Origin of the sequence: Sphingomonas panni (genome assembly GCF_022664435.1) — a bacterium.
GTDB classification, from domain to species: domain Bacteria; phylum Pseudomonadota; class Alphaproteobacteria; order Sphingomonadales; family Sphingomonadaceae; genus Sphingomonas; species Sphingomonas panni.
The window spans coordinates 128,735-149,942 of record NZ_JAKREU010000009.1 but is presented as its reverse complement, the minus strand read 5'-3'; the positions used below and the strand labels follow the sequence as shown (position 1 = coordinate 149,942).

At 67.8% G+C, this 21,208-nt stretch carries 19 protein-coding genes and 1 pseudogene; 12 read left to right on the top strand and 8 right to left on the bottom strand.

Features of this window, described 5'->3' with window-relative positions; genetic code table 11:
* The 3 genes and pseudogenes from MF609_RS16475 to MF609_RS16465 all read left to right on the top strand — a co-directional run.
* A pseudogene (locus MF609_RS16475) lies at positions 1 to 322 on the top strand (methyl-accepting chemotaxis protein); the annotation flags it as partial.
* A gap of 267 nt (positions 323 to 589) precedes the next feature.
* On the top strand, positions 590 to 2,851 hold the full coding sequence (locus MF609_RS16470) for a HAMP domain-containing methyl-accepting chemotaxis protein (protein WP_242417236.1): 2,262 nt from the start codon (positions 590 to 592) through the stop codon (positions 2,849 to 2,851).
* A gap of 71 nt (positions 2,852 to 2,922) precedes the next feature.
* On the top strand, positions 2,923 to 4,077 hold the full coding sequence (locus MF609_RS16465; RefSeq protein WP_242417235.1) for a carbohydrate porin: 1,155 nt from the start codon (positions 2,923 to 2,925) through the stop codon (positions 4,075 to 4,077).
* Between the two features lie 6 nt (positions 4,078 to 4,083).
* Here MF609_RS16465 and MF609_RS16460 read toward each other — a convergent pair whose 3' ends face one another.
* Genes MF609_RS16460 through MF609_RS16450 form a run of 3 tightly spaced genes read right to left on the bottom strand, consistent with a single transcriptional unit; the run spans position 4,084 to position 6,542 of the window.
* Positions 4,084 to 4,518, bottom strand: coding sequence for a hypothetical protein (locus tag MF609_RS16460; protein ID WP_242417234.1), 435 nt, complete (start codon positions 4,516 to 4,518; stop codon positions 4,084 to 4,086).
* 39 nt (positions 4,519 to 4,557) lie between these two features.
* Complete coding sequence (locus tag MF609_RS16455; protein ID WP_242417233.1) at positions 4,558 to 5,613, bottom strand: glycosyltransferase family 4 protein; 1,056 nt, start codon at positions 5,611 to 5,613, stop codon at positions 4,558 to 4,560.
* On the bottom strand, positions 5,610 to 6,542 hold the full coding sequence (locus tag MF609_RS16450; RefSeq protein ID WP_242417232.1) for a UDP-2,3-diacylglucosamine diphosphatase: 933 nt from the start codon (positions 6,540 to 6,542) through the stop codon (positions 5,610 to 5,612). The genes MF609_RS16455 and MF609_RS16450 overlap by 4 nt, the downstream gene beginning before the upstream one ends.
* A 214-nt stretch (positions 6,543 to 6,756) precedes the next feature.
* Between MF609_RS16450 and MF609_RS16445 the strand changes: the two genes are divergently transcribed.
* From MF609_RS16445 to MF609_RS16420, 6 genes are all read left to right on the top strand, one after another.
* Entirely contained in the window at positions 6,757 to 7,446 is a 690-nt protein-coding gene (locus MF609_RS16445) for a class I SAM-dependent methyltransferase (protein WP_242417231.1), read from the top strand.
* A 26-nt stretch (positions 7,447 to 7,472) separates the two neighbouring features.
* On the top strand, positions 7,473 to 8,084 hold the full coding sequence (locus MF609_RS16440; protein ID WP_242417230.1) for a hypothetical protein: 612 nt from the start codon (positions 7,473 to 7,475) through the stop codon (positions 8,082 to 8,084).
* A 381-nt stretch (positions 8,085 to 8,465) separates the two neighbouring features.
* Positions 8,466 to 8,711, top strand: coding sequence for a type II toxin-antitoxin system ParD family antitoxin (locus tag MF609_RS16435; RefSeq protein WP_242417229.1), 246 nt, complete (start codon positions 8,466 to 8,468; stop codon positions 8,709 to 8,711).
* Positions 8,704 to 8,994: a type II toxin-antitoxin system RelE/ParE family toxin gene (locus tag MF609_RS16430; protein WP_242417228.1), complete on the top strand. Its 291-nt coding sequence runs from the start codon at positions 8,704 to 8,706 to the stop codon at positions 8,992 to 8,994. Before MF609_RS16435 ends, MF609_RS16430 begins: the two co-directional genes overlap by 8 nt.
* Positions 8,995 to 9,127: 133 nt before the next feature.
* Positions 9,128 to 9,427 (top strand): hypothetical protein, encoded by a 300-nt coding sequence (locus MF609_RS16425; protein ID WP_340689026.1) that lies wholly within the window; start codon positions 9,128 to 9,130, stop codon positions 9,425 to 9,427.
* A 19-nt stretch (positions 9,428 to 9,446) separates the two neighbouring features.
* Positions 9,447 to 9,641, top strand: a complete 195-nt coding sequence (locus MF609_RS16420) for a hypothetical protein (RefSeq protein ID WP_242417227.1) — start codon at positions 9,447 to 9,449, stop codon at positions 9,639 to 9,641.
* Between the two features lie 165 nt (positions 9,642 to 9,806).
* On the opposite strand, the gene MF609_RS16415 is transcribed toward MF609_RS16420, so the two are convergent.
* Positions 9,807 to 11,459 carry an aminotransferase class III-fold pyridoxal phosphate-dependent enzyme gene (locus MF609_RS16415; RefSeq protein ID WP_242417226.1) on the bottom strand — a complete coding sequence of 551 codons (1,653 nt, stop codon included), beginning with the start codon at positions 11,457 to 11,459 and terminating at the stop codon, positions 9,807 to 9,809.
* A 35-nt stretch (positions 11,460 to 11,494) separates the two neighbouring features.
* Between MF609_RS16415 and asd the strand changes: the two genes are divergently transcribed.
* The 3 genes from asd to MF609_RS16400 all read left to right on the top strand — a co-directional run bounded on the left by asd (position 11,495) and on the right by MF609_RS16400 (position 15,516).
* The gene (gene asd / locus MF609_RS16410) at positions 11,495 to 12,409 is read left to right on the top strand and encodes an archaetidylserine decarboxylase (protein WP_242417225.1); all 915 of its coding nucleotides are present in this window, start codon (positions 11,495 to 11,497) and stop codon (positions 12,407 to 12,409) included.
* A gap of 348 nt (positions 12,410 to 12,757) precedes the next feature.
* On the top strand, positions 12,758 to 14,623 hold the full coding sequence (locus tag MF609_RS16405) for a M61 family metallopeptidase (protein ID WP_242417224.1): 1,866 nt from the start codon (positions 12,758 to 12,760) through the stop codon (positions 14,621 to 14,623).
* 5 nt (positions 14,624 to 14,628) lie between these two features.
* Positions 14,629 to 15,516, top strand: coding sequence for an ROK family protein (locus MF609_RS16400; protein ID WP_242417223.1), 888 nt, complete (start codon positions 14,629 to 14,631; stop codon positions 15,514 to 15,516).
* Between the two features lie 40 nt (positions 15,517 to 15,556).
* Here MF609_RS16400 and MF609_RS16395 read toward each other — a convergent pair whose 3' ends face one another.
* The 4 genes from MF609_RS16395 to MF609_RS16380 all read right to left on the bottom strand — a co-directional run bounded on the left by MF609_RS16395 (position 15,557) and on the right by MF609_RS16380 (position 21,104).
* Positions 15,557 to 15,889 carry a hypothetical protein gene (locus tag MF609_RS16395; protein ID WP_242417222.1) on the bottom strand — a complete coding sequence of 111 codons (333 nt, stop codon included), beginning with the start codon at positions 15,887 to 15,889 and terminating at the stop codon, positions 15,557 to 15,559.
* A gap of 288 nt (positions 15,890 to 16,177) precedes the next feature.
* Complete coding sequence (locus MF609_RS16390; protein ID WP_242417221.1) at positions 16,178 to 16,912, bottom strand: GDSL-type esterase/lipase family protein; 735 nt, start codon at positions 16,910 to 16,912, stop codon at positions 16,178 to 16,180.
* A complete protein-coding gene (locus tag MF609_RS16385) occupies positions 16,909 to 18,405 on the bottom strand; it encodes a carboxylesterase/lipase family protein (protein WP_242417220.1) in 1,497 nt (498 codons plus the stop codon). The genes MF609_RS16390 and MF609_RS16385 overlap by 4 nt, the downstream gene beginning before the upstream one ends.
* Before the next feature lie 191 nt (positions 18,406 to 18,596).
* On the bottom strand, positions 18,597 to 21,104 hold the full coding sequence (locus MF609_RS16380; RefSeq protein ID WP_242417219.1) for a glycoside hydrolase family 3 protein: 2,508 nt from the start codon (positions 21,102 to 21,104) through the stop codon (positions 18,597 to 18,599).
* Between the last annotated feature and the right edge of the window lie 104 nt (positions 21,105 to 21,208).

Genomic DNA, 21,208 nt, shown 5'->3' with positions numbered 1-21,208 from the left:
CAACCAGGCGCTGCAGCAGCTCGACACGGTCACGCAGCAAAATGCCTCGGCATCCGAACAGATCACCTCGACCTCCGAGGAACTGTCCGGCCAGGCGAACGAACTGCAGCAGAGCATCGCCTTCTTCCGCGTCGACGACGGATCGGCCAGGAAGGCGCGGCGTCCGGTGGCGCACAAGCCCGCAGCCACCAAGCCGAAACCTGCGGCCCCGGTGAAGCGCAACTCGGTCGCCGATCAGCAGGCCCGCGTCCGCGGCTTTGCGCTCGACCTGACCCAAGGTGGGCCGGACAGCGACGACGACGCCTTCGGACAGGCGGCCTGAGCCGGCGGCGGGCCGCTCCCTGCCGAAGGGGGCGGCCGCCGCGATCGCAGGACGACAAGGGGCGCCGCGGAATGTGGCAGCGCGCAGCAACGGCAGCGTCGCGACTTCGTCACGAAAACCGCCATCCTCGGTTTCGCAACGCCCTGCCCGATCGTCGCGATACCTTTGGATTAGAGTATACAGCATACTTTTTGAACCCGCCGTTAACACCACGGACGCTACTTCCGCCCGGACGGTCCAGAATGGACAGACAGCAACGGGGACGACATGCGGGCCACGATCAAGATGAAACTGGGGGCGACCTTTGCGGTCATCCTGCTGCTATTGTCCGGGGTGGTCGCCTTCGGCATCACGCAAATGGGCACGATCAACGACGGCATGGGCCGGCTGGTCGACGACCCGGCGACCGCGCTGGACCGCATCCAGCAGTTCAACGACGCATCGACATCGGCGGTAGTCGCCGAAAAGAGCCTCGCGCTGACCAACGATTCGCAGATCCTTGCAAGCCAGCTGGAAGAAATGCGGCGTCAGCGGACCCGTGCCGACGAATTGATCGCAACCCCGCCCCCGATGGCCGACGATGTCGACCGCGCGCAATATGCCAAGGTCCGGGACCAGTGGAACCGGTATAAGAACGCCGCGGATCAGGCGGTCGCACTGGCGATGCAGAACAAGAACATGGAGGCGGGGCAGATCTCGCTTGGCGCCGCGCGTGCGGCAGCCGAAGAGATGGGCGACCTCGTCGACGAGATGGTCAAACGCCAGCGCGAGGAAATGGCCAAGGCCGACGCCGAGGGCGATGTTACCTATGCAAACGCGCGCACGATGCTGCTCGCAACGGCGGCCGTCGCGTTCCTGATCGCTATCGGCGGCGCGCTGTGGATCGGTATGATCGTGTCGAAGGGGCTGAAGCGGGTCAGCGTCGCGCTGGATGCGGTGGCGATCGGCGACCTCGACAATGAGGTGACCGTCAGGTCGAACGACGAGATCAGGGATCTGGTCGACACCGTCAACCGCATGACCACGTCGCTGCGCAAGTCGGCGGAACTGGCCGACGCCATCGCGCTCGGCGACCTGTCGGTGAACCACAAGCCGCTGTCGGACAAGGACCGACTGGGCCATGCCATGGTCGCCATGGTCGACGGCCTGCGCAAGTCCGCGACGCTGGCCGATACCATCGCGCTCGGCGACCTGTCGGTCGATCACAAGCCGCTGTCGGACAAGGACCGGCTGGGCCATGCCATGGTCACCATGGTCGACGGGATGCGCACGTCAGCCGCCCTGGCCGATACCATCGCGCTCGGCGACCTGTCGGTCGACCACAAGCCGCTGTCGGACCGGGACCGGCTGGGTCACGCCATGGTCACCATGGTAGACGGCCTGCGCAAATCGGCGGCGCTGGCCGATACCATCGCGCTCGGTGACCTGTCGGTCGATCACAAGCCGCTGTCGGACGAGGACCGGCTGGGCCATGCCATGGTCACCATGGTCGACGGCCTGCGCAAATCCGCGGCGCTGGCCGACAAGATCGCTGCCGGCGACCTGACGGTCGACCACCGGCCACTGTCGGACCGTGACCAGCTGGGCAACGCGATGGTGGCCATGACGAAGCGTCTGCGCAGCGTCGTCGGCGACGCGACCGCCGCCGCCGACAATGTCGCGGGCGGCAGTCAGCAGCTCTCGGCCTCCTCGGAACAGGTGTCGCAGGGCGCCACCGAACAGGCCGCCGCCGCCGAGGAAGCATCCGCATCGATGGAACAGATGGCCGCGAACATCAAACAGAATGCCGACAATGCGGCACAGACCGAAAAGATCGCACGCCAGTCGTCGCAGGATGCCGAAGCCAGCGGCGTCGCGGTCGACAAGGCGGTCGGCGCGATGCGCGTCATCGCCGAGAAGATCGGCATCGTGCAGGAAATCGCGCGCCAGACCGACCTGCTGGCGCTGAACGCGGCGGTCGAGGCGGCCCGCGCCGGCGAACATGGTCGCGGCTTCGCGGTCGTCGCATCGGAGGTGCGCAAGCTGGCCGAACGCAGCCAGGCCGCAGCGGCGGAGATCAGTTCGGTGTCGACCGACACGGTGCAGGCGGCGGCACAGGCGGGCGAGATGCTGACCAAACTGGTCCCCGATATCCGCCGGACCGCCGAACTGGTGTCGGAAATCAGCGCGGCGTGCCGCGAACAGGATATTGGCGCAAGCCAGATCAATCAGGCGCTGCAGCAGCTGGACACGGTGACGCAGCAGAATGCGGCAGCGGCCGAACAGATCACCTCGACCTCCGAGGAACTGGCGGGCCAGGCCGAGGAACTGCAGTCGAGCATCGCCTTCTTCAAGGTGGAAGCGAACGGGCAGAATGCCGGGCGGGCGCCGGTTCGCAAGCCGGCCCCGCGCGGCAAGGCACCGGCCAAGGCCACCAAGGCGCGGGCGAACTCGGTGGTCGACCAGCAGGCGCGCGCGCGCGGCTTCGCGATCGACCTGACGCAGGGCGGGCCGGACGGCGACGACGACGCCTTCGGGCAGGCAGCCTGAGCCGGCGGCGAGCCGCTCCCTGCCGAAGGGGGCGGCCGCCGCGATCGTGCGACAACAGGGGACATTGCAGGATGCGGAACTGGATCGGGTGCGCTGCGATCGCACTGACGATGCTGTCGGCACCGGCGCGGGCGCAGGACGACGCGGCGGGACCGCTCAGCATCGATATCGCGTACAAGGGCGATGTCGTCGGGGTCGCGGCGGGGGATGCGCGGGGCGTGCGCTATCTCGACAATATCGACCTGCTCGCGTCGCTCGACCTCAACCGGACGGTGGGGTGGCGCGGGGGCACCGCCTTTGCCAGCCTGCTCAACAATCTGGGCGGGCGGCCCAACGACATCGCCGGCACATTGCAGGGGGTGGACAATATCGAGGTCGCCGCCCCCGACCTGCTGCTGTACCAGGCATGGGTTGAGCAGCGCTTCGCCGGCGACCGGCTGTCGGCGCTGGTCGGCAAATACGACCTCAACAGCGAATTCTATACGACCGATGCGGCATCGCACCTGATCGCGCCGGCGTTCGGCATCGGGTCCGAACTGGCGGCGACCGGCCCCAACGGGCCGTCGATCTTTCCGCGCACCGACCTTGCCATCCGGCTGCGTGCCGGCGACGAGCGACATTATGCGCAGGCGGTGGCGATCCGCGCGCCACGCGGGACGACCGACGATGGCGGCCGGCGATCGATGCTGTTCGTCGCGGAGGCCGGGCGGCAGGGCATTGTGTCGCTCACCATCGGTGGCTGGGCCTATAGCCGGCGTCAGCCGCGCATCATCCCGCCCGGCGTCACCACCGGGCCCGGCGAGGCGGCGTCGCACGGCGTCTATGCCTCGGTCGAAGCCGACCTTGCCGGACAGGCCGAACGGCCGGGATATTGGCGCGCCTTTGCCCGGGCCGGATGGTCGGACGGACGGACCACGCCCTTTGCCGGCGGGTTCCAGCTGGGCGTGACCGGCCAGGGCATCGTCCCCGCCCGCCCCGACAGCCAGCTGTCGATCGGCGTGGCCAGCGCCGACCTCAGCACGCCCTATCGCCGCGCCAATTCGGCAGGCGAACCGGCGCTGAGCGGATCGGAGGGGATGATCGAGCTGACCTATAGCGATCGGGTGCTGCCGTTCCTGACGCTCCAGCCCGACGTGCAATATGTGCGACGGCCCGGCGGCCTGCGCGATGCGGACGATGCGCTGGTGCTGGGGCTGCGGGCGATCGTGGCGTGGAAGGCGCTATAGGGCGGGTCAGCCCCAGCGCCACCATCGCGGCCGGTCGATCCGCTTGAGGTCGCGCAGGCCACGTAGTTTCAGGAAATAGCCGGTCACCTGCCCGCTATGCGTCTGCTCGGGCAGGACATGCACCACCGCGTCGACGTCGGCCTCGAACGCCGAGCCGAACATCGGCCGCCCGTCGCGATAGGGCTGCGCAAGGGCGCGTAGCCGTGCCGGTGGGTCGAGCACGAAGAACGATCCGTTCTCGCACGTCAACGGCGATACCGATAGCTGGCCGCCCGGCTCCAGATCGTCGTCGTCGGTATCGCCGATGATGATCGTGACCCGACCGCTGACCTGCTGTCCGGGCGCGAAATCGAACGCCGACCAACAGGGTGGTATCGTCCGTTCGACCTGCGTGCAGGACGCGAGCAGGAGCGGCACGAAGAGCGGGAGCCGGGCAAGCATGGCCCGGCATCGCACCGCCCGCCCCCGCCGGCAAGCGTCTCAGGGCACCGCGAGCACCGGCTGCGCTCCCAATCCTGCATCGACCAGATTGCCGACGAACTGGTCGGTGCAGTGCGACCAGCAATAGGCGGTGCCGGCACGGGCGCACGCGTCGCGGTCGGCGGTCAGCGCCTGTCGGACGGCCGCTGCCAGATCGTCGTCGACCGCGCCGATCTGCTGCGTGCCGCCGCCCATGCCGTCCGTCCCGACGATGTCGAGCGGCCCGGGCACCGGATAGCCCGCGACCGGCGTGCCGCAGGCCAGTGCCTCGATCATCACCAGCCCGAAGGTGTCGGTGCGGCTGGGAAAGACCAGCACGTCGGCGGCGCGATAGGCGGCGGCGAGCGCCGCGCCCTGCTTCACCCCGACGAAGCGGGCGAGCGGATAGCGGCGTTCGAGTTCGGCGCGCGCCGGGCCGTCGCCGACCAGCAGCTTGGTGCCGGGCACGTCGAGGGCCAGGAACGCCTCGATATTCTTTTCCACCGCGATCCGGCCGACATGGAGCAGGATGGGGCGCGGCAGGGTGGCGACGTCGAGCTGGCCGCCATCAGGCTTGAACAGCGACAGGTCGACGCCGCGCGACCAGCGTTTCGTATGGGCGATGCCATGGTCGCGCAGCGACGCGGCGACGCGGGCGGTGGCGGTCATCACCCCGCTGGCCGCGGCATGAAAGCGCCGCAGGAACGGCCAGAACAGCCCGGCGGGCAGGTGAGTCCGCATCGCCAGATAATCGGCGAAATTTGTGTGGAACGAGGTGGTGAAGCGCGCGCCGTTGCGCTTGCACCAACGACGCGCCGCCCAGCCGAGCGGCCCTTCGGTCGCGATATGGATCGCATCGGGGCGGAACGCCGCGATCCGCCGCCCGAGTTCCGACCCGCAGCCCAGCGCCAGCCGGATTTCGGGATAGCCGGGGCAGGCCCGGGTGGCGAAGCCGTCGGGGGTATAGGTCTCGACGACATGGCCGCGCTGCTGCAGCCGGGCGATGGTGGTCTGCAGGGTGCGGACGACGCCGTTGACCTGCGGGCTCCACGCGTCGCTGACGATGGCGATCCTCACGCGGTGGCGACCGCCCGGCCGGGGGCGGGCACGGCGACCTTGCCCGCCGACTTCGCCAGTTCCCTTTCCCAGGTCTCGGCGCGCCAGTCGATCAGCGACAGGGCGCCGGCATGATCCTCGACCAGCGCCGTGCAGCTTTCCACCCAGTCGCCGTCGTTATAATACATGATGTCGCCGATCTGGCGGATTTCGGCGGTGTGGATATGGCCGCAGACCACGCCGTCGACGCCATGTTCGGCAGCGGCATGGGCCACGGTTTCCTCGAACCGGCCGATGAAGTTGACCGCGTTCTTCACGCGATGCTTGGCATAGGCCGACAGCGACCAATAGGGCAGGCCGAGCTTGCGCCGGGTGAAGTTCCACACGCGATTGGCCTTCAGCAGCGCGGTGTAGGCATAGTCGCCGAGGAAGGCGAGCCATTTGGCATAGAGGACCACGCCGTCGAACTTGTCGCCGTGCAGCACCAGCAGGCGGCGACCGTCGGCGGTTTCGTGGATATCCTCCTCGACCATCTCCACGCCGCCGAATTCGAGACCGGTATAGTCGCGAAACGCCTCGTCATGGTTGCCGGGGATATAGATGACGCGGGTGCCGCGCCGCGCGAACTTCAGGATCGAGCGGATCACGTCGTTGTGGCTGGACGGCCAGTACCAGCCGCGGCGGATCTGCCAGCCGTCGACGATGTCGCCGACCAGGTACAATGTCTCGCATTCGAAGGAATGGAGGAAGTCGACCAGCTGGGTCGCGCTGCATCCGGGCGTTCCCAGATGGACGTCGGAGATGAAGACGGTGCGATAGGACTTTTTCGGACCCTCCGCCTGATAGCTTTGCGGGTCGTTGATCCAGTCGGGAATCTTGCGCGCCAGCGACTTCGCGGGCAATGCGCCTGAATTCTTTCGATCGGTCCGGGATACAAATGCCGTCGTCATCGTACTTCCCCACGATAGTGGACCGGACTTGCGTCCTTGCGATGCCGGTGCAGTAATGTTCCTGCGCGACAATAGTATTGCGCGGATGTGACGGCGACTCTCATCAAACTGAAACCTTGGCGACACGGGTCCGACATTGCCCTGTCATCGAAGCGCGTCATCGTAATGGGCCAGACACGCCGGACACCCGGCGCTGGACAAGGAAACGCACGGATTGGCTCAGGAATTGAACCGCGTCGGCGTGGCGAGCGCCTATGATCGCTGGGCGCCCATCTATGACCTGGTATTCGGCCCGGTATTCCGCCGGGGCCGGCGCGCCGCGATCGACGCCGCTGAGACGGTCGGCGGCCGCATCCTGGAGGTCGGCGTCGGCACCGGCATCTCGCTGCCGCATTACCGCGCCGAGAGCCGGATCACCGGCATCGATATCGCCGACCAGATGCTCGACAAGGCGCGCGACCGGGTGAAGCGGCTGAAGCTGACCCAAGTCGAACGCATCGCGATCGGCGATGCCGAGGCGCTGGATTTCGACGATGCGTCGTTCGACGTGGTGGTCGCGCAATATGTCGTGTCGGCGGTGCCGCATCCCGACCGGGCGCTCAGCGAATTCCTGCGCGTGGTGCGGCCCGGCGGGATGATCGTCATCGCGACCCGGCTGGGCGCGGAGGCGGGGATGCGGGCGAAGATCGAGCGCGCGCTGATGCCGATCACCAGCCGGCTGGGCTGGCGCACCGATTTCCCGTGGTCGATCTATGGCGACTGGGCGGCGCGCAACCCGCAGGCGGAGCTGGTCGAGCGCCGCCCCCTGCCCCCGCTCGGTCATTTCTCGCTGGTGTGCTTCCGCCGCGCCGGTGTGCCCGGACAGGATAACCATCCGACGCCCGCGCTCGGCGCGACCGCCTGAACCCCATTTTTTCAAAGGCCTGGACAATGCCCGGATTCAAGGAAGCGCTGAAGGAACAGCGGTGGGACGATCATCGCTATTACCATCACAGCATCATCAACCAGGCGCTGCACTTCGTCAGCGCGACGACGTTCCTGATCGCCTATGTCGTCGTGTGGATCGACCCGGCGGTGGCGAGCCTGCTCGGCTGGCTGGTGGCGATGACCGCACGGCAGTCGGGGCACTTCTTCTTCGAGCCGAAGACCTACGACCATGTGAACCAGGCGACGCACGAACATAAGGAAGAGATCAAGGTCGGGTACAATTTGTTCCGCAAGGTCGTCTTCATGGGGCTGTGGGCGGCGACGCCGATCCCGCTGCTGCTCGACCCGACCTTCTTCGGCATCTTCGAACCGCATGTCGGGTTCGTCGGCTTCCTGCGCCACCTGGCGCTGCTGTGGCTGGCCTTTGCGGTCGGGGGCTTGCTGTTCCGCGTGATCCAGCTGTTCATCCAGCGCGACGTGATGACCGGCATCGTGTGGGCGACCAAGATCATCACCGATCCGTTCAACGACTTCATCCTGTACCGCAAGGCACCGGTGCAGTTGTTGAAGGGTGCGCGGATCGATACGGATTTGCAGGAGGCGGCGCGGCACTGAGCGCCGGGCAAGGCGCATCGAAAGCTGCGCCAAGCCTAAAGGCACGCGCGACCGGCGGTGCATAAAGCGCCGTCCGACGAGCGTCGAGGTGCGGACTGCCCCGCAGTCCGCAGTTCGTGCCGGGGGCACGATCGACCTCGACGCTGGCTTTGCCCGTGGCGGGCCTGAAAACAAAGGCTTTTCCGACCAAAGTTCACAAAGTTCACACTCGTGACCGGTTTCGCGCACTTGCGAACCGGTCGCATTTGTTTGGCGGGGGGATCGACGGGGAGAAAGAGCGAAGGCGAGCATGATGATGCGTGGCGGAGTAGGAAAGCGGAATTTCGCTGCTGGCCCAATATGCGCTAAACTGCACCGATAATGTGATCCTTCGAGGTTACCATGGCCGTCGTTCGCAAGACCATCACCCTGACCGAACAGCAGAATGCCTGGATCGGCGCGCAGATTGCGGCCGGCCACTATACCAATGACAGCGAGGCGATCCGCGACCTCATCCGGCGCGAGCAGGAACGGGGGCAGGTCGACGAGCGCCTTCGCGCGGCGCTGATTGAGGGCGAGAATAGCGGAGCACCCGAACGGTTCGACTTCGCCGCGTTCAAGGAGCGTAAAGCCGCCCAACATGGCTGAGTTCCGGCTCACGCCGGCGGCGCAGGCCGATGTGGAGGCGATTTTCGATCATGGCGTCGCGGCATGGGGTTTGCCGCAGGCAATGGCCTATACGGATCGGATCGAAGCTGCATTGCATGCCACTGCCGGTGCGCCGATGCAGGCCCCCAGTTGCGATCACATCCGATCCGGCTATCGCCGCCGGTCGGTCGGACAGCATGTGATCTTCTTCAGACCCACGGAATATGGCGTTGCGGTCGTCCGCATCCTGCACCGAAGGATGGACCCGCTCCTCCACCTGTGATCCCGCTCGTTCCGCCCCTGCAACATTATCGCGCCCGCTACCTGTTAACGCGCCGGCGGCACCCCATATACGATCCGGCCCCGCCGAATCCGGCTGGTCCCGCTACCGGCGCCGGCCGGTCGACCCTATCCGCGTGGCCCGGCGGTCCGTTTGCTCGAATGATGACTGGACCGACATGCAGGACGATTGGCGACGGGGCATCCCGACTGCGGTGACGACTTCGCGGGCGATGAACGTGAGCATCGCGCGCGCCGATGTGGAGGCGCTATGCCGCAAGCATGGCGCGTCGATCAGTGCGATCGAGACGCTGCATTCGGGTGGCACGCATGTCGTGCTGAAGAACGGCGACGCGGCCGAGACGATGCGCAAGGCGTTCGGCAAGAAGCTGATCGCGGGCACGGTCGTGCGGACGCCATGGGTGCGCAACGGCTGACCCGGCGAGCGATCCCCCGATGACCCGCGACACGCCCGCCCTGACCCGCGCGCTCGAACTGGCCGCGTCGGGCGCATTCAGTTCGGTGAACCACATCCGGCAGGCGCTGCGCCGCGAGGGCTATACCTCGCTGGCGCAGGATCTGTCGGGGCATCAGGCGAACCGGGCGATCATCGAACAGTTGCACGCGGTCGCCGACGCGCGGCGGGAATGAGCCGGGACAGGGCATGACGCCAAGCGGACGGGCTTCGATGCCGATGCGCCGGCGGGAGTCCATATCCGCCAGCGTCGCGAATTCAGCCGAAACGTCAGCGTCCATGGATTCCCGCCTGCGCGGGAATGACGAAATCCAGTGGTCACCGGTGAATGTCGATCGGCCCTATCCGCGCCCCAGCCGCCGCGCGAGCGTCTCCCGCAACACCTGTCGCCGCAGCATCTTGTTGGTCGTGCCGGGGGCGCTCCACCACCAGCCATCGTCCGCCATTGCCTGCGCCGCCCGCACGAACCGCGCAACGACCTCGACAAAGTCCGCGTCGTCATAGTTCAGGCTGAAGATCAGGCGGCCGGTGCCGACCCAGCTCAATGCCAGCCCCTCGGCACGGGCATAATATTGCAGCATCCAGTTGTAGCGTGACGGTACCGCATAGGTGATCGTCCATACCGTCTGCATCCCCGCCGCGCGCACCGGCAGGCCGGCTGCGGCCATCGCCGCGTTGAACTGGGCGAGGCGCGCGTCCCAGCGGGCGTCGACGTCGGCGTACATCGCCTGTACCTCGGGGCTGTCGAGCCGTTCGAGGAACACGGCCATCGCGCCCATGACATAGGGGTGGGCGTTGAAGGTGCCGCGCGCGAAGCAGATATCGGCCGGTGCTTCGGGGCGGAAGCGACGCATCAGATCGGCGCGACCGCAGACGACGCCGATCGGCAGCCCGCCGCCCAGCGTCTTGCCATAGGTCACCATGTCGGGCTGGACGCCGAACGCTTCGGCCATGCCGCCCCGCGCGAGGCGGAAGCCCATGAAGACCTCATCGAAGATCAGGACGATGCCGGCCCGCGTGCAAACGTCGCGCAGCTTCACCAGCCAGTCGCGATAGGCGGCGCGGTCGAGATGGGCGGCGCGGCTGCTGTCGACCATCGTGCCGTCAGACGGCGCGCCCTTGTTGGGGTGCATCGCCTGGAGCGGGTTGACCAGTACGCAGGCGATGTCCTTGCGGGTGGCGAGGACATGGAGCGTCCGATCCGACATTTCCGACAGGGTCAGCGTGTTGTCGGCCGGCGTCGGGTTGCCGATGCCCGGCTGCACATCGCCCCACCAGCCATGATAGGCCCCGGCGAAGCGCACCACGCGGCGACGGCCGGTGTGATAGCGCGCGAGGCGCACCGCCTGCATCACCGCTTCGGTGCCGGACATGTGGAACGAGACCTCGTCCATGCCGCTGATCGCCCGAAGCCGCGCGACATTGGCGGCGATGACCGGATGGTAATTGCCCAGCACCGGGCCGAGATCGGAGACGCGGGCGGAGCCTTCGGCGATGCATTCCTTGTAGAAGTCGTGGCCGAACAGGTTGACGCCGTAGGAGCCGGCAAGATCGTAGAAGACATTGCCGTCGAGGTCGGTGACGGTCACGCCCGACGAGGATTCGTAAAAGCCTCCGGTCGCCAGCCGTTCGCGGACCTTCGCGCTGAACTGGAACGGGACGCGGTAGCGGCCGGTGAATTGCAGGTCGGACAGCCCCTCGCGCAGTTCCTTCGTCGCGGCGACGGTGTTCGCGAAGCGGGCGGCATAGAGCGCGGAGAGGCGTTCGAAGGCGGCACGGCGCTGTTCGGCAACATCGGCCGGCGCATCGTCGGCGGCGAAGAAGCGGGCGTCGTCATAGTCGTAGAAGGCGATCTGGCGCGCGATCCGCTGTCCCCAGCGGACATGGCCGGTAAGCGAACCGTGCTTGGCGCGGCTGAGCCGGAGGCGGGCACGGCCCTTGGTAGCGGCGAGACCGGCGACTCCGGCGGCGATTGCGAGAGCGAAAGGCATCATGACTGACGCGAATATGACCCGATAGGGAAATATTGATGACGGTCATGGACCGCATCGCCCCTTCGCCGCCCGCCCCTTCCCGTCTGGCGCGCGCTATCGCTTGGCTGACCGATATCGAATCGCTCAATTATGCCGCGACCAACTGGCTGCCGCGCCGAAGCCTCACCCGCGCCATGGGGTGGTTCAGCAAGGTCGAGCAGCCCTTGGTCGCGCGGGCGTCGATCGCGGTGTGGCGGACCTTTTGCGATGTCGACCTGTCCGACGCGGCGGAGACGAGTTGGCCGTCGATGCATGACTGTTTCATCCGGCGGCTGCGCCCCGGCGCGCGGACCTTCGCGGCGCAGGCGCATCAGGTGACGTCGCCCTCCGACGGGATCATCGTCGCCAGCGGGCCGATCACCGGCGATTCGATCGTGCAGGCCAAGGGTAAACGCTATTCGATCGCGGAACTGACCGGGGGCGAAGGCGAGGCGTATCTGGGTGGCAGCTTCGTCACGCTGCGGCTGACGGCGGGCATGTATCACCGCTTCCATGCGCCGCAGGACGGGCGGGTCGAGCGGGTGCGCTATTTCCCCGGCGACTGTTTCAACGTGAACCCGCCGGCGCTGAAGCGGGTCGACCGGCTCTATTGCCGCAACGAGCGGGCGACGGTGCGGATGCGGCTGGGCGACGGGACGCCGATCCTGCTGGTGCCGGTGGCGGCGATCCTGGTCGCGGCGATCCGGCTGACCTTCCTCGACACGGTGAAGCTGTTGCGCGAGCGGGCCGACCCGGTGGCGGATATCGACGTGCCGGTCGCGCAGGGGCAGGAAATGGGGTGGTTCGAACATGGCTCGACCATCGTGCTGCTGACGCCCGCGCCGTTCGTGCTGGCGCATGGCGTGCAGACCGGCGACCGGGTGCGCGCGGGGGATGTGTTGTTCGAACGGGCGGTCGTCGAGGAGATCTAGGCCGGATCGACATGCGGCTCTTTGGACGACCGCTCCGCCCCCATCGTTGCTCCCACGCAGGCGGGAGCCAATAAGCGCCAGCGTCACGAATTCAGCCGAAACGTCAGCGTTTATGGATTCCCGCCTGCGCGGGAATGACGAATATGCTCGATTGTCGGGGAGGGCCGACCGGTTCCGGGGCATCCCGCCGCCGCGTGCTTCGCCCCACCTCCCGCCGCTCTTGCGACGCACCGCGACAAGAAGTTCCTGACCGGTGCCGGGATGACATATGCGGCGATGTACCGCCGCCGCCCTTCCAAAACGAACCCCGCGCCCGCTACAAGCGCGGCAACTCGAAAGGGAATTGCCATGGTTCGTTCGCTCGCCGCCGCCTTGCTGGCCTCCTGCCTCGCCCTGCCCGCCGTGGCGCAGACCGTGCCGGCGGCGCAGACCGCCGCGCGCGATCCGGGCGCTAATGCCCCGGTGCGCTACGACGTGTCCTTCCCGGAGGCGCGGCACCACCGGGCGAGGATCGTCGCGACGTGGCGTTCGGTGCCCGCCGGCCCCTTGCGCGTGCAGATGTCGCGCTCGTCGCCCGGCCGCTATGCGATCCATGAATTCGCCAAGAACGTCTATGACGTCAGCGCGACCGACGGCGCGGGGCGGCCGCTGAAGCTGATCCGTACCGATCCCTATGGCTGGAGCGTGGACGGCCATGACGGCACGGTCGTGGTCAGCTACACCCTCTATGGCGACCGGGGCGACGGCACCTATGCGCAGATCGATGCGACCCACGCCCATCTGAACATGCCCGCGACGTTCCTGTGGGCGACCGGATATGACGCGCAGCCGATCAGCGTGCGCTTCACCAGCCCCGACCCCGCATGGAAGGTCGCGACGCAACTGCCCGCCGGCACCGCGCCCGGCAGCTATTGGGCGCCGAACCTGCAATATTTCTTCGACAGCCCGACCGAACTGTCCGACCATATGGTTCGCGAATGGCGCGAAGCGGGCAAGACGTTCCGCCTGACGCTGCATCACGATGGCAGCGCCGCCGACATGGACCGCTTCACCGAAAAGGCGAAGAAGGTCGTGGCGGAGGAAATAAAAATCTTCGGCGCGCCGGCGAACTATGATTTCGGCACCTACAGCTTCATCGCCGACTATCGCCCCTCGATCAACGGCGACGGCATGGAGCATCGCAACTCGACGATCATCACCGACCGGCGATCGCTGGCCGAGGCGAAGGACGACCAGCTCGGCACGCTGGCACATGAATTCTTCCATAGCTGGAACGTCGAGCGGCTGCGCCCGCGCGAGCTGGAGCCGTTCGACTTCACCCGCGCCAATCCGACGCCGTCGCTGTGGCTGGCGGAGGGGTTCACCAGCTATTACGGGCCGCTGGCGATCCGCCGCGCCGGCCTGTCGTCGGTCGACGAATGGCTGGGCGAGATGGGTGGCATGGTGAACGGGGTGGTCAACAGCCCGGCGCGGATCGCGGCGCGGATCAACGCCTCGCCGCAGGAAATGAGTCTCCGCGCGCCGTTCGTCGATGCCGCGACCGCGATCGACCCGGTCGAACCGAACATCTTCGTGTCCTATTACCCCTATGGCGCGGTGATCGGCCTGTCGCTCGACCTGCAGCTGCGCCAGCGGTTTCCGGGCAAGAGCCTCGACGATTATATGCGGCTGTTGTGGCGGATGCATGGCGCGACCGAAAAGCCCTACAGCCCCGCCGACCTGCGCGCGGCGCTGACGACGCTGACCGGCGACAAGGCGTTCGCCGACCAGTTTTTCGACCGGACGATCGAGGGCAGCTTCCTGCCCGACTTCGCGCCGCTGCTGGATCAGGCGGGCCTCGTGCTGCGCGCGGCGCAGCCGACGAAGGGCTGGATCGGGCGGGTCAACGCGACGCAGGAAGCGGATGGGGTCACGCTGACACTGTCGCCGGCACAGAACACGCCGCTATTCGCCGCGGGCATCGATCGGGGCGATACGATCCTGTCGCTGGGCGGACAGCCGGTGGGCGATCTGGCCGCGTGGAATGCGGGCGTCGCGGCGCTGAAGCCCGGGACGCCCACCGAGCTGCGCTATCGCCAGCGCGGGATCGAGCGGGTGGCGACGCTGACCCCGGTCGCCGATCCGACGCTGGAGATCGTACGCGGCGAGACGGTAGGGCGGGCGCCTACGCGCAAACAGCGCGCGTTCCGTAGCGCCTGGCTGAGCGCGGAATAGGCGTCGTGCGGCTGTGTGCCGATGTCGGCGGTTCGTTCATCGACCTCGCCGCGTTCGATGCGGAAGCGCGGATCGTCTGGCGGCGCAAGGTAGCGACGCCGGTCGCGGACTGGGCGGCATTCGGCGCGGTCTTTGCCGAAGCGGTGGCGACGGTCCCGTGCAGCGCGGTATCGATCGCCACCGCGGGACTGGTCGATCCGGCGAGCGGCGTGGTCACCAGCGCGAACGTTCCGTGCATCGACGGCCGGGCCTTGGCGCGCGACCTCGCCACCGCACTGGCGCTGCCGGTGCGGGTGGTGAACGACGCCGATGCGTTCGTGCTGGCGGAAGCGACGTTGGGCGCGGGCCGGGGGCATGACCGGGTGTTCGGCATCATCCTGGGCACCGGGGTCGGCGGCGGGCTGGTCGAGCGGGGGCGGATCGTCAGCGGTGCGGGCGGGATCGGCGGCGAATGGGGCCATGGACAGGTGATCCATGCCAGCCCCCGCGCCCCGGATGCGATGCCGGTGTTCGCGTGCGGATGCGGGCGGCAGGGCTGCCTCGACACGATCGGCAGCGCGCGCGGGCTGGAGCGGCTGCACCGGTTCCTGCATGGCGTGGAGGCCGACAGCATCGCGATCACGCGCGGGAGCGAGGCGGGCGACGTGCAGGCGGCGGCCACGGTCGCGTGGTTCTGCGACCTGCTCGGGGGGCCGATCGCGATGCTGCTGCACGCCGTGTCGGCGACGATCGTGCCGGTCGGCGGCGGGCTGGCCAATGCCACCGCGCTGATCGCGGCGCTGGACGCGCGGGTGCGGGCGAATTTGCTGACCCCGGTCACGACGCCGGTCGTGGTGCCGGGGCAGCTGGGCAACGAAGCGGGCCTGATCGGCGCGTTCGTCGCGGGAGGATGATGCCGCACCCCCGCCTGCGCGGGGATACGGTTTGCGACGATCAGCGGCGATAGCCCGGACGGCCGTTGCGGTCGTGCCGGTCGATGCGGACCTTGTTCGACAGGGCGGTCATCCGGCGGTCGAGGTCGCGGCGTTCCTGCATCGACAGGCCGTTCGAGCGGCGATAGCGCTGTTCGAGATTGGCGATCTGGCGGAATTCGGCGCGCAGGTTCACCGCTTCACGCCGGCTGAGCGATCCGTTGCGGATGCCCTGGTCGATGCGGCGTTCGATCTGCGCCTGGCGCTGGTTGACCGACTGCCACGGCTGGGCGGCGGCGGGCAAAGCGGTCATCGCGACGCCAAGGCCGGCGAGCATCAGTGCGAACTTCTTCATCCCTTTTCTCCTCTGTCGAACCATCAGGGTCGAAGGTGAAAATGGCGAACGTCTGTCGCAGGGGTTTGTCGCAAACAGCGGAAAATTGTGCCGAATTGTCGCGACTTGGGTAGGTTCGTTCAGCTTTGGAGACGGAAGGCACGCCCCCTGCCCCGCCAGCTACGTCACCCCGGCGCCACCATCGTCACCCCAGCGAAGGCTGGGGTCTCTGGCGGCTCTTGTCTCGCCCTGCAACCGGAAGACCCCAGCCTGCGCTGGGGTGACGTTCGTGGCGGGCGACGTGTGTTGCTAGGCCGGTAGCCCATTTGCCCGCAGGATCGGGGTCAGCACCTGCTCCATCGCGGCATAGCCCGCCGGGGTCGGGTGGACGCCGTCATCGGTGAAGCCCGGCCGCATCGCCCCGCCCGGCGTCGCCAGCGCGGGGGTGTAGTCGACGAAGGTGATCCGGTTCTTCGCCGCGTACTCCTTCGCCCACGCATTGATCGCGCGGATCGGTGCGACCGTGGGAAGGCCCGGCTTCCACGGGAAACCGTCCGCCGGGGGCACGCTCGCCAGCAGCACGCCGATGCCGGCGGCCTTGGCGATCATCACCATCATCGCGAGATTGTCATGGGTCTGCGCGGGCGTCATCGGCCCGGTATTGCCGGCGATGTCGTTGGTGCCGGCCATGATGTGGACATAACGCGGGCGGTGGGCGACGACGTCGGCCATCATGCGCAGCACCATCTGCGGCGTCGTCTGCCCGCTGATCCCACGCCCGACGCGGCCGGGGCGGAAGAAGGCGGGGCGGCTGCCGCGCCAGCCTTCGGTGATCGAATCGCCCATGAACACGATGTCGGTCTTCACCCCCGACGCGGCGAGCGCGGCATTGTCGGCGGCATAGCGCCCGAGCCACGGCCAGTCGGTGGCGAGCTGGCGCTGGTGTTTCACCTCCCAGCTTTCCTCCTGCGCGGCGCAGGCAGCGGCGGGTAGCAGGGCGGACGCGGCGGCGAGGCCGAGGAAATGACGACGATCAGGGGTCATAACGATCCTTGCAAACGGCAGATTTCGGGGCGGATATCGCCGTCGCGGGGCGTCGCGCCGCGCGCGTCGAACAGGATGTTGGCGGGCTTGCCCTTAGCGCTGCGCGCCCAGGCGGGGCGGCCATCGCCGTTGGGGTCGCCGGTGGTGGCAAAGGCGACCCAGTAATCCTGCATCCAGACCGGCCCGGCGCGGCGGTCGTTGAAGATATAGTCGATCTCCGCCGCATGGGTCGTCGGCCCTGCCCCGCCGTCGCGGGCGAGGTCGAACTCGTAGCGCCACACCGGCCAGTTGCGGCTGGCGAGCAGGGTGGCGAGTGCGCCGGTGGGGCAGCGGAAGGTCGCATCGGTCGCGATCTGCTGGTCGCGCGTGCCGAGGCGCGGGTGCGGCAGCGGATCGGGATCGTCGAGCCGGTAGAAGGTCCATGCGCCTTCGGCATTGCTGCCGAACGACAGGTCGACGAAGCCGTCGCGCGCTGCGCGACCGCCGGGCAGGTCCAGTTCGAGCATGTTGCTGCCGAGGAGGACCGGGCGCTTGGGTGCGGTGACGAACAGCCGGTCGGGCGTGTCGGGCAACACCGCGCCGTCGATGGTGGTGCGCAGGTACAGATAATCGTCGGCGGTCAGCTTCGCATCGTGCAGCTTCAAATCGGCGGCCAGCAGCGCGGCGGGCGATGCGGTGCGAAGGCTCGCGCTGCCACGGGTGCCGAGCAGCACGTCCAATTGGTCGCCGATGCGGAACGCTTCCTTGAGCGGTCGCCATGGCAGGCCGAAGCCGGGGGTACCCGATTCCATCGCCGCCTTGGCGAACAGCCCGCGGGCGAGCGGCGAGGCGAGGAGCAGCGACACGTCCTGCGACCCGGCGCTTTCCCCGGCGATGGTGACATTGTCGGGATCGCCGCCGAATTTGGCGATATTGTCGCGGACCCAGCGCAACGCCGCGATCTGGTCCATCAGCCCGTAATTGCCGCTATTGCCATCGGCCTCCGCCGCCAGCGCGCGGTGGGGCAGGAAGCCGAAGATTCCCAGCCGATACTGGAGCGCGACGACGACCACGCCGCGCTTGCCGATCGACGACAGCGCCATGTCGCCCGCCGATCCCGCGCGATTGCTGCCGCCGTGAATCCACACGATCACCGGGCGCTTGCCGGTCAAGGCGGGGGTGCCGACATCGAGCGTCAGGCAGTCCTCGCTGGCGAAGACATGATCGGCGCGGTTCCAGCCATAGTCGTTCTGGAGGCAGGCGGGCGCGCGGGCGGTCGTCGTGCGGATGCCGGTCCATTCGACCACCGGCTGCGGTTCGCGCCAGCGGTTCGCGCCGAGTGGCGGCGCGGCGAAGGGGATGCCGCGGAAGAGGATGCGGTCGGCCTCCGCCCTGCCCTCGACGATGCCGCCGGAGACGGAGACGCGGGGCGGGGTCGGGGCGGCGGGCGCGGCTTCCTGTGCGGTGGCGGGGGTTGCCGTGGCCAGTAGGAGTGATGCCCAGATCGCCTTCATCGCCGTGCCCCTGTGTGGTGTCGTGGGTTTCCTAAGGGGAGTGGCGCAGCCGTGTAAATCCTCCCCATAGCATGGGGAGGGGGACCACCGCGTAGCGGTGGTGGAGGGGTTGGAGCCGCAAGCGATGCGCTTGTGGCCCTGCCCCTCCACCATCCTGCGGATGGTCCCCCTCCCCGCGGAGCGGGGAGGATCTAGCGGGGGCAGCTCACCTTCACATCCGCCGTGGTGCCGAGCGCGACGCGCGCGACGCTGACCGTCATCGCGCCGTCGGTCGACAGGACGAAGGGCGTATCCACCTTGCCCATGTTCACATTGCCGCCGAAGCATTTGAGCGGCACGCCCAGCGTCTTCCACTGGCCGGTGCCCAGTTGCTCCATCCGGCCGAGCGCCACCTGGCCGTTGCCGGGACCGCTGCGCAGCGACAGCGTGACCGGCTTGGTGGGTGCGGCATCGACGCGCATCGTCGCGGTCAGCATCACGTCGCCATTGGTCTGGCGGGTCAGGTCGACGGGCGACTGGGTGCTGAGCAGGATCTGCGCCGGGCCGCTGCCGTCGACGACGAAGCGCCGCGCCCCTTCCTGAACGCCATGGTCGGTCGCGGTGACCTTGACCCGGCCCGCGCCCGATTGCGCGGGCACGGTGGTGATGCGGGTGTTGCCGCCGGTGCCGGCCCCGCCGACCTCCAGCGACCAGGCGGTCGCGGGCAGGCCCTTGTCCATGAACACGTCGCCAGCATCGGCCTCGGCGACCTTCGGGTCCTCCGACAGGGTCGGCACGGTGGTCTTGCTGGCGCCGGTCAGGCCATAGCCGAGCGGAAACTGGGTCGGCCCGGTCGCGTCGGCGGTCGCCGGCCATGCGAAGGACAAGGTGCCGGTGAAGTCACGCTTCGCCTTGCCGCTGCGGTCCTTCAGAAGCACATCGGCGACGCCCGCCCCTTCCGAACCGGGCAGCCAGGCCACGACGAACGCATCGGCGGCGTTGATCGCGGCGTTCACGAACAGCGGGCGACCGGTCAGCATGACGGCGACGACGGGAATACCCTGCGCCTTCAGCTTCTTCATCGTTTCAATGGGTTGGCGCAGTTCGGGGCGCAGCTGCAACGTCTTGATGTCGCCCTGGAACTCCGCATAGGGCGTTTCGCCGAACACGACGATCGCCACATCGGGCTTCTGGCCCGTGAAGCTGCCGTCGGGCGACAGCAGGGCGGCCCCGCCCGCCATGTTCGCCGCGGCCTCGATCCCCTTGTAGATCGACGTCGCGCCGGGGAAATATTGCGGGTCGATGCCCGTCCCCTGCCACGTCAGCGTCCAGCCGCCCGACTGGCGCGCGACGTCGTCGGCACCGTCACCCGCGACCAGCACCCGCGCACCGGCCTTGATCGGCAGCAGCGAGCCGTTGTTCTTGAGCAGCACCAGCGACTTCGCCACCGCTTCGCGCGCGATGGCGCGGTGTTCGGGGCTGCCGAGCAGGTCGAACTTCCCCGACAGCGGTCGCGACGAGGGCTTGCCCGCCTCGAACAGCCCGGCACGCAGCTTGACGCGCAGGATGTTCGACACCGCGTCGTCGAGGCGCGACATCGGGACTTCGCCCGACTTGACCTGCCTGACGAGGTTTTCCCAGATCGGCTTCCAGCTGTCGGGCGCCATATACATGTCGAGGCCGGCATTGATCGCGCGCGGGCACGACGCGTTGGTGCAGCCCGCGACCTGGCCATGCGCGTTCCAGTCGCTGACGATGAAGCCGCCGAACCCCATGCGCTTCTTCAGCACACCGGTCAGCAGCCCCTTGTGCCCGGTGATCTTCTCACCGTTCCAGCTCGAAAAGCTGGCCATGACCGTCTGCACCCCGGCGTTGATCGCCGAGACATAGGGCGTGCCATGGATGTCGCGCAGCTGGGTTTCGGAAATCTTCGCATCGCCCTGATCCTGCCCGCCGAACGTCCCGCCGTCGGCGAGGAAGTGCTTGGTCGAGGCGAGGACGTAGGGACCCTTCAACTGGTTGGTCGAGCCGGGCGCGCCCTGCAGCCCTTCGATGAACTGGGTGACATAGCCCGCCACCAGCTTCGGATCGGACGAATAGCCTTCATAGGCGCGGCCCCAGCGCAGGTCCTGCGGCACGGTGATGGTGGGCGCGAAAGTCCATTCGATGCCGGTCGCGCGGATTTCGGCGGCCGTCGCCTGCGCGATCCTGCGCATCAGCGCGGGGTCGTGCATCGCGCCCAGACCGACATTGTGCGGGAACAGCGTCGCGCCGACGATGTTGCTGTGACCATGGACCGCATCGGTGCCCCAGATGACGGGGATGCCGACGCCGCCGCCGCTCCTGTCGACCGAGGCCTCATAGAAACGGTCGGCGAGCTTGAGCCATTCGGACGCGGGCGCGAATTCGTCGTTGTTCGGCGCGGAATTGCCGCCGTTCAGCACCGAGCCGAGGTGATAGCGCTTCACATCCTCCGGCGTCACGCTGGCGATATCGCCCTGCACGACCTGCCCCACCTTTTCCTCCAGCGTCATCCGCTTGAGCAGGTCGGCGATGCGCGCCTCGATCCTGGGATCGGTCTTGTACGGCCAGTTCGCCTGCGGCCAGAGTTCGGGATGCGCCGTCGCGGCAGGCGCCGGGGCGGGCACGGTCTGTGCAGCGGCTGGCAGCGCTCCCATTGCCAGAGCGGACCCCAACAGCAACATCGTAACCGGTTTCATCACATCGCTCTCCCCGACGCGCGCGTATCTCGCGCGATACTCTTGCCGCTCCGTTCGGCAAATCCGACAGCGTTGTCAACGTCCAAATCGGTCTTTTCGATAGC

Excerpts from the sequence above, each read along its gene's own strand:
- MF609_RS16470 (WP_242417236.1), top strand. The coding sequence starts at position 590 with ATGCGGGCCACGATCAAGATGAAACTGGGGGCGACCTTTGCGGTCATC.
- MF609_RS16415 (WP_242417226.1), bottom strand. The coding sequence starts at position 11,459 with ATGATGCCTTTCGCTCTCGCAATCGCCGCCGGAGTCGCCGGTCTCGCC.
- MF609_RS16395 (WP_242417222.1), bottom strand. The coding sequence starts at position 15,889 with ATGAAGAAGTTCGCACTGATGCTCGCCGGCCTTGGCGTCGCGATGACC.
- asd (WP_242417225.1), top strand. The coding sequence starts at position 11,495 with ATGACGGTCATGGACCGCATCGCCCCTTCGCCGCCCGCCCCTTCCCGT.
- MF609_RS16430 (WP_242417228.1), top strand. The coding sequence starts at position 8,704 with ATGGCTGAGTTCCGGCTCACGCCGGCGGCGCAGGCCGATGTGGAGGCG.
- MF609_RS16465 (WP_242417235.1), top strand. The coding sequence starts at position 2,923 with ATGCGGAACTGGATCGGGTGCGCTGCGATCGCACTGACGATGCTGTCG.
- MF609_RS16435 (WP_242417229.1), top strand. The coding sequence starts at position 8,466 with ATGGCCGTCGTTCGCAAGACCATCACCCTGACCGAACAGCAGAATGCC.
- MF609_RS16385 (WP_242417220.1), bottom strand. The coding sequence starts at position 18,405 with ATGAAGGCGATCTGGGCATCACTCCTACTGGCCACGGCAACCCCCGCC.
- MF609_RS16380 (WP_242417219.1), bottom strand. The coding sequence starts at position 21,104 with ATGAAACCGGTTACGATGTTGCTGTTGGGGTCCGCTCTGGCAATGGGA.
- MF609_RS16390 (WP_242417221.1), bottom strand. The coding sequence starts at position 16,912 with ATGACCCCTGATCGTCGTCATTTCCTCGGCCTCGCCGCCGCGTCCGCC.
- MF609_RS16460 (WP_242417234.1), bottom strand. The coding sequence starts at position 4,518 with ATGCTTGCCCGGCTCCCGCTCTTCGTGCCGCTCCTGCTCGCGTCCTGC.
- MF609_RS16450 (WP_242417232.1), bottom strand. The coding sequence starts at position 6,542 with ATGACGACGGCATTTGTATCCCGGACCGATCGAAAGAATTCAGGCGCA.
- MF609_RS16405 (WP_242417224.1), top strand. The coding sequence starts at position 12,758 with ATGGTTCGTTCGCTCGCCGCCGCCTTGCTGGCCTCCTGCCTCGCCCTG.
- MF609_RS16420 (WP_242417227.1), top strand. The coding sequence starts at position 9,447 with ATGACCCGCGACACGCCCGCCCTGACCCGCGCGCTCGAACTGGCCGCG.
- MF609_RS16440 (WP_242417230.1), top strand. The coding sequence starts at position 7,473 with ATGCCCGGATTCAAGGAAGCGCTGAAGGAACAGCGGTGGGACGATCAT.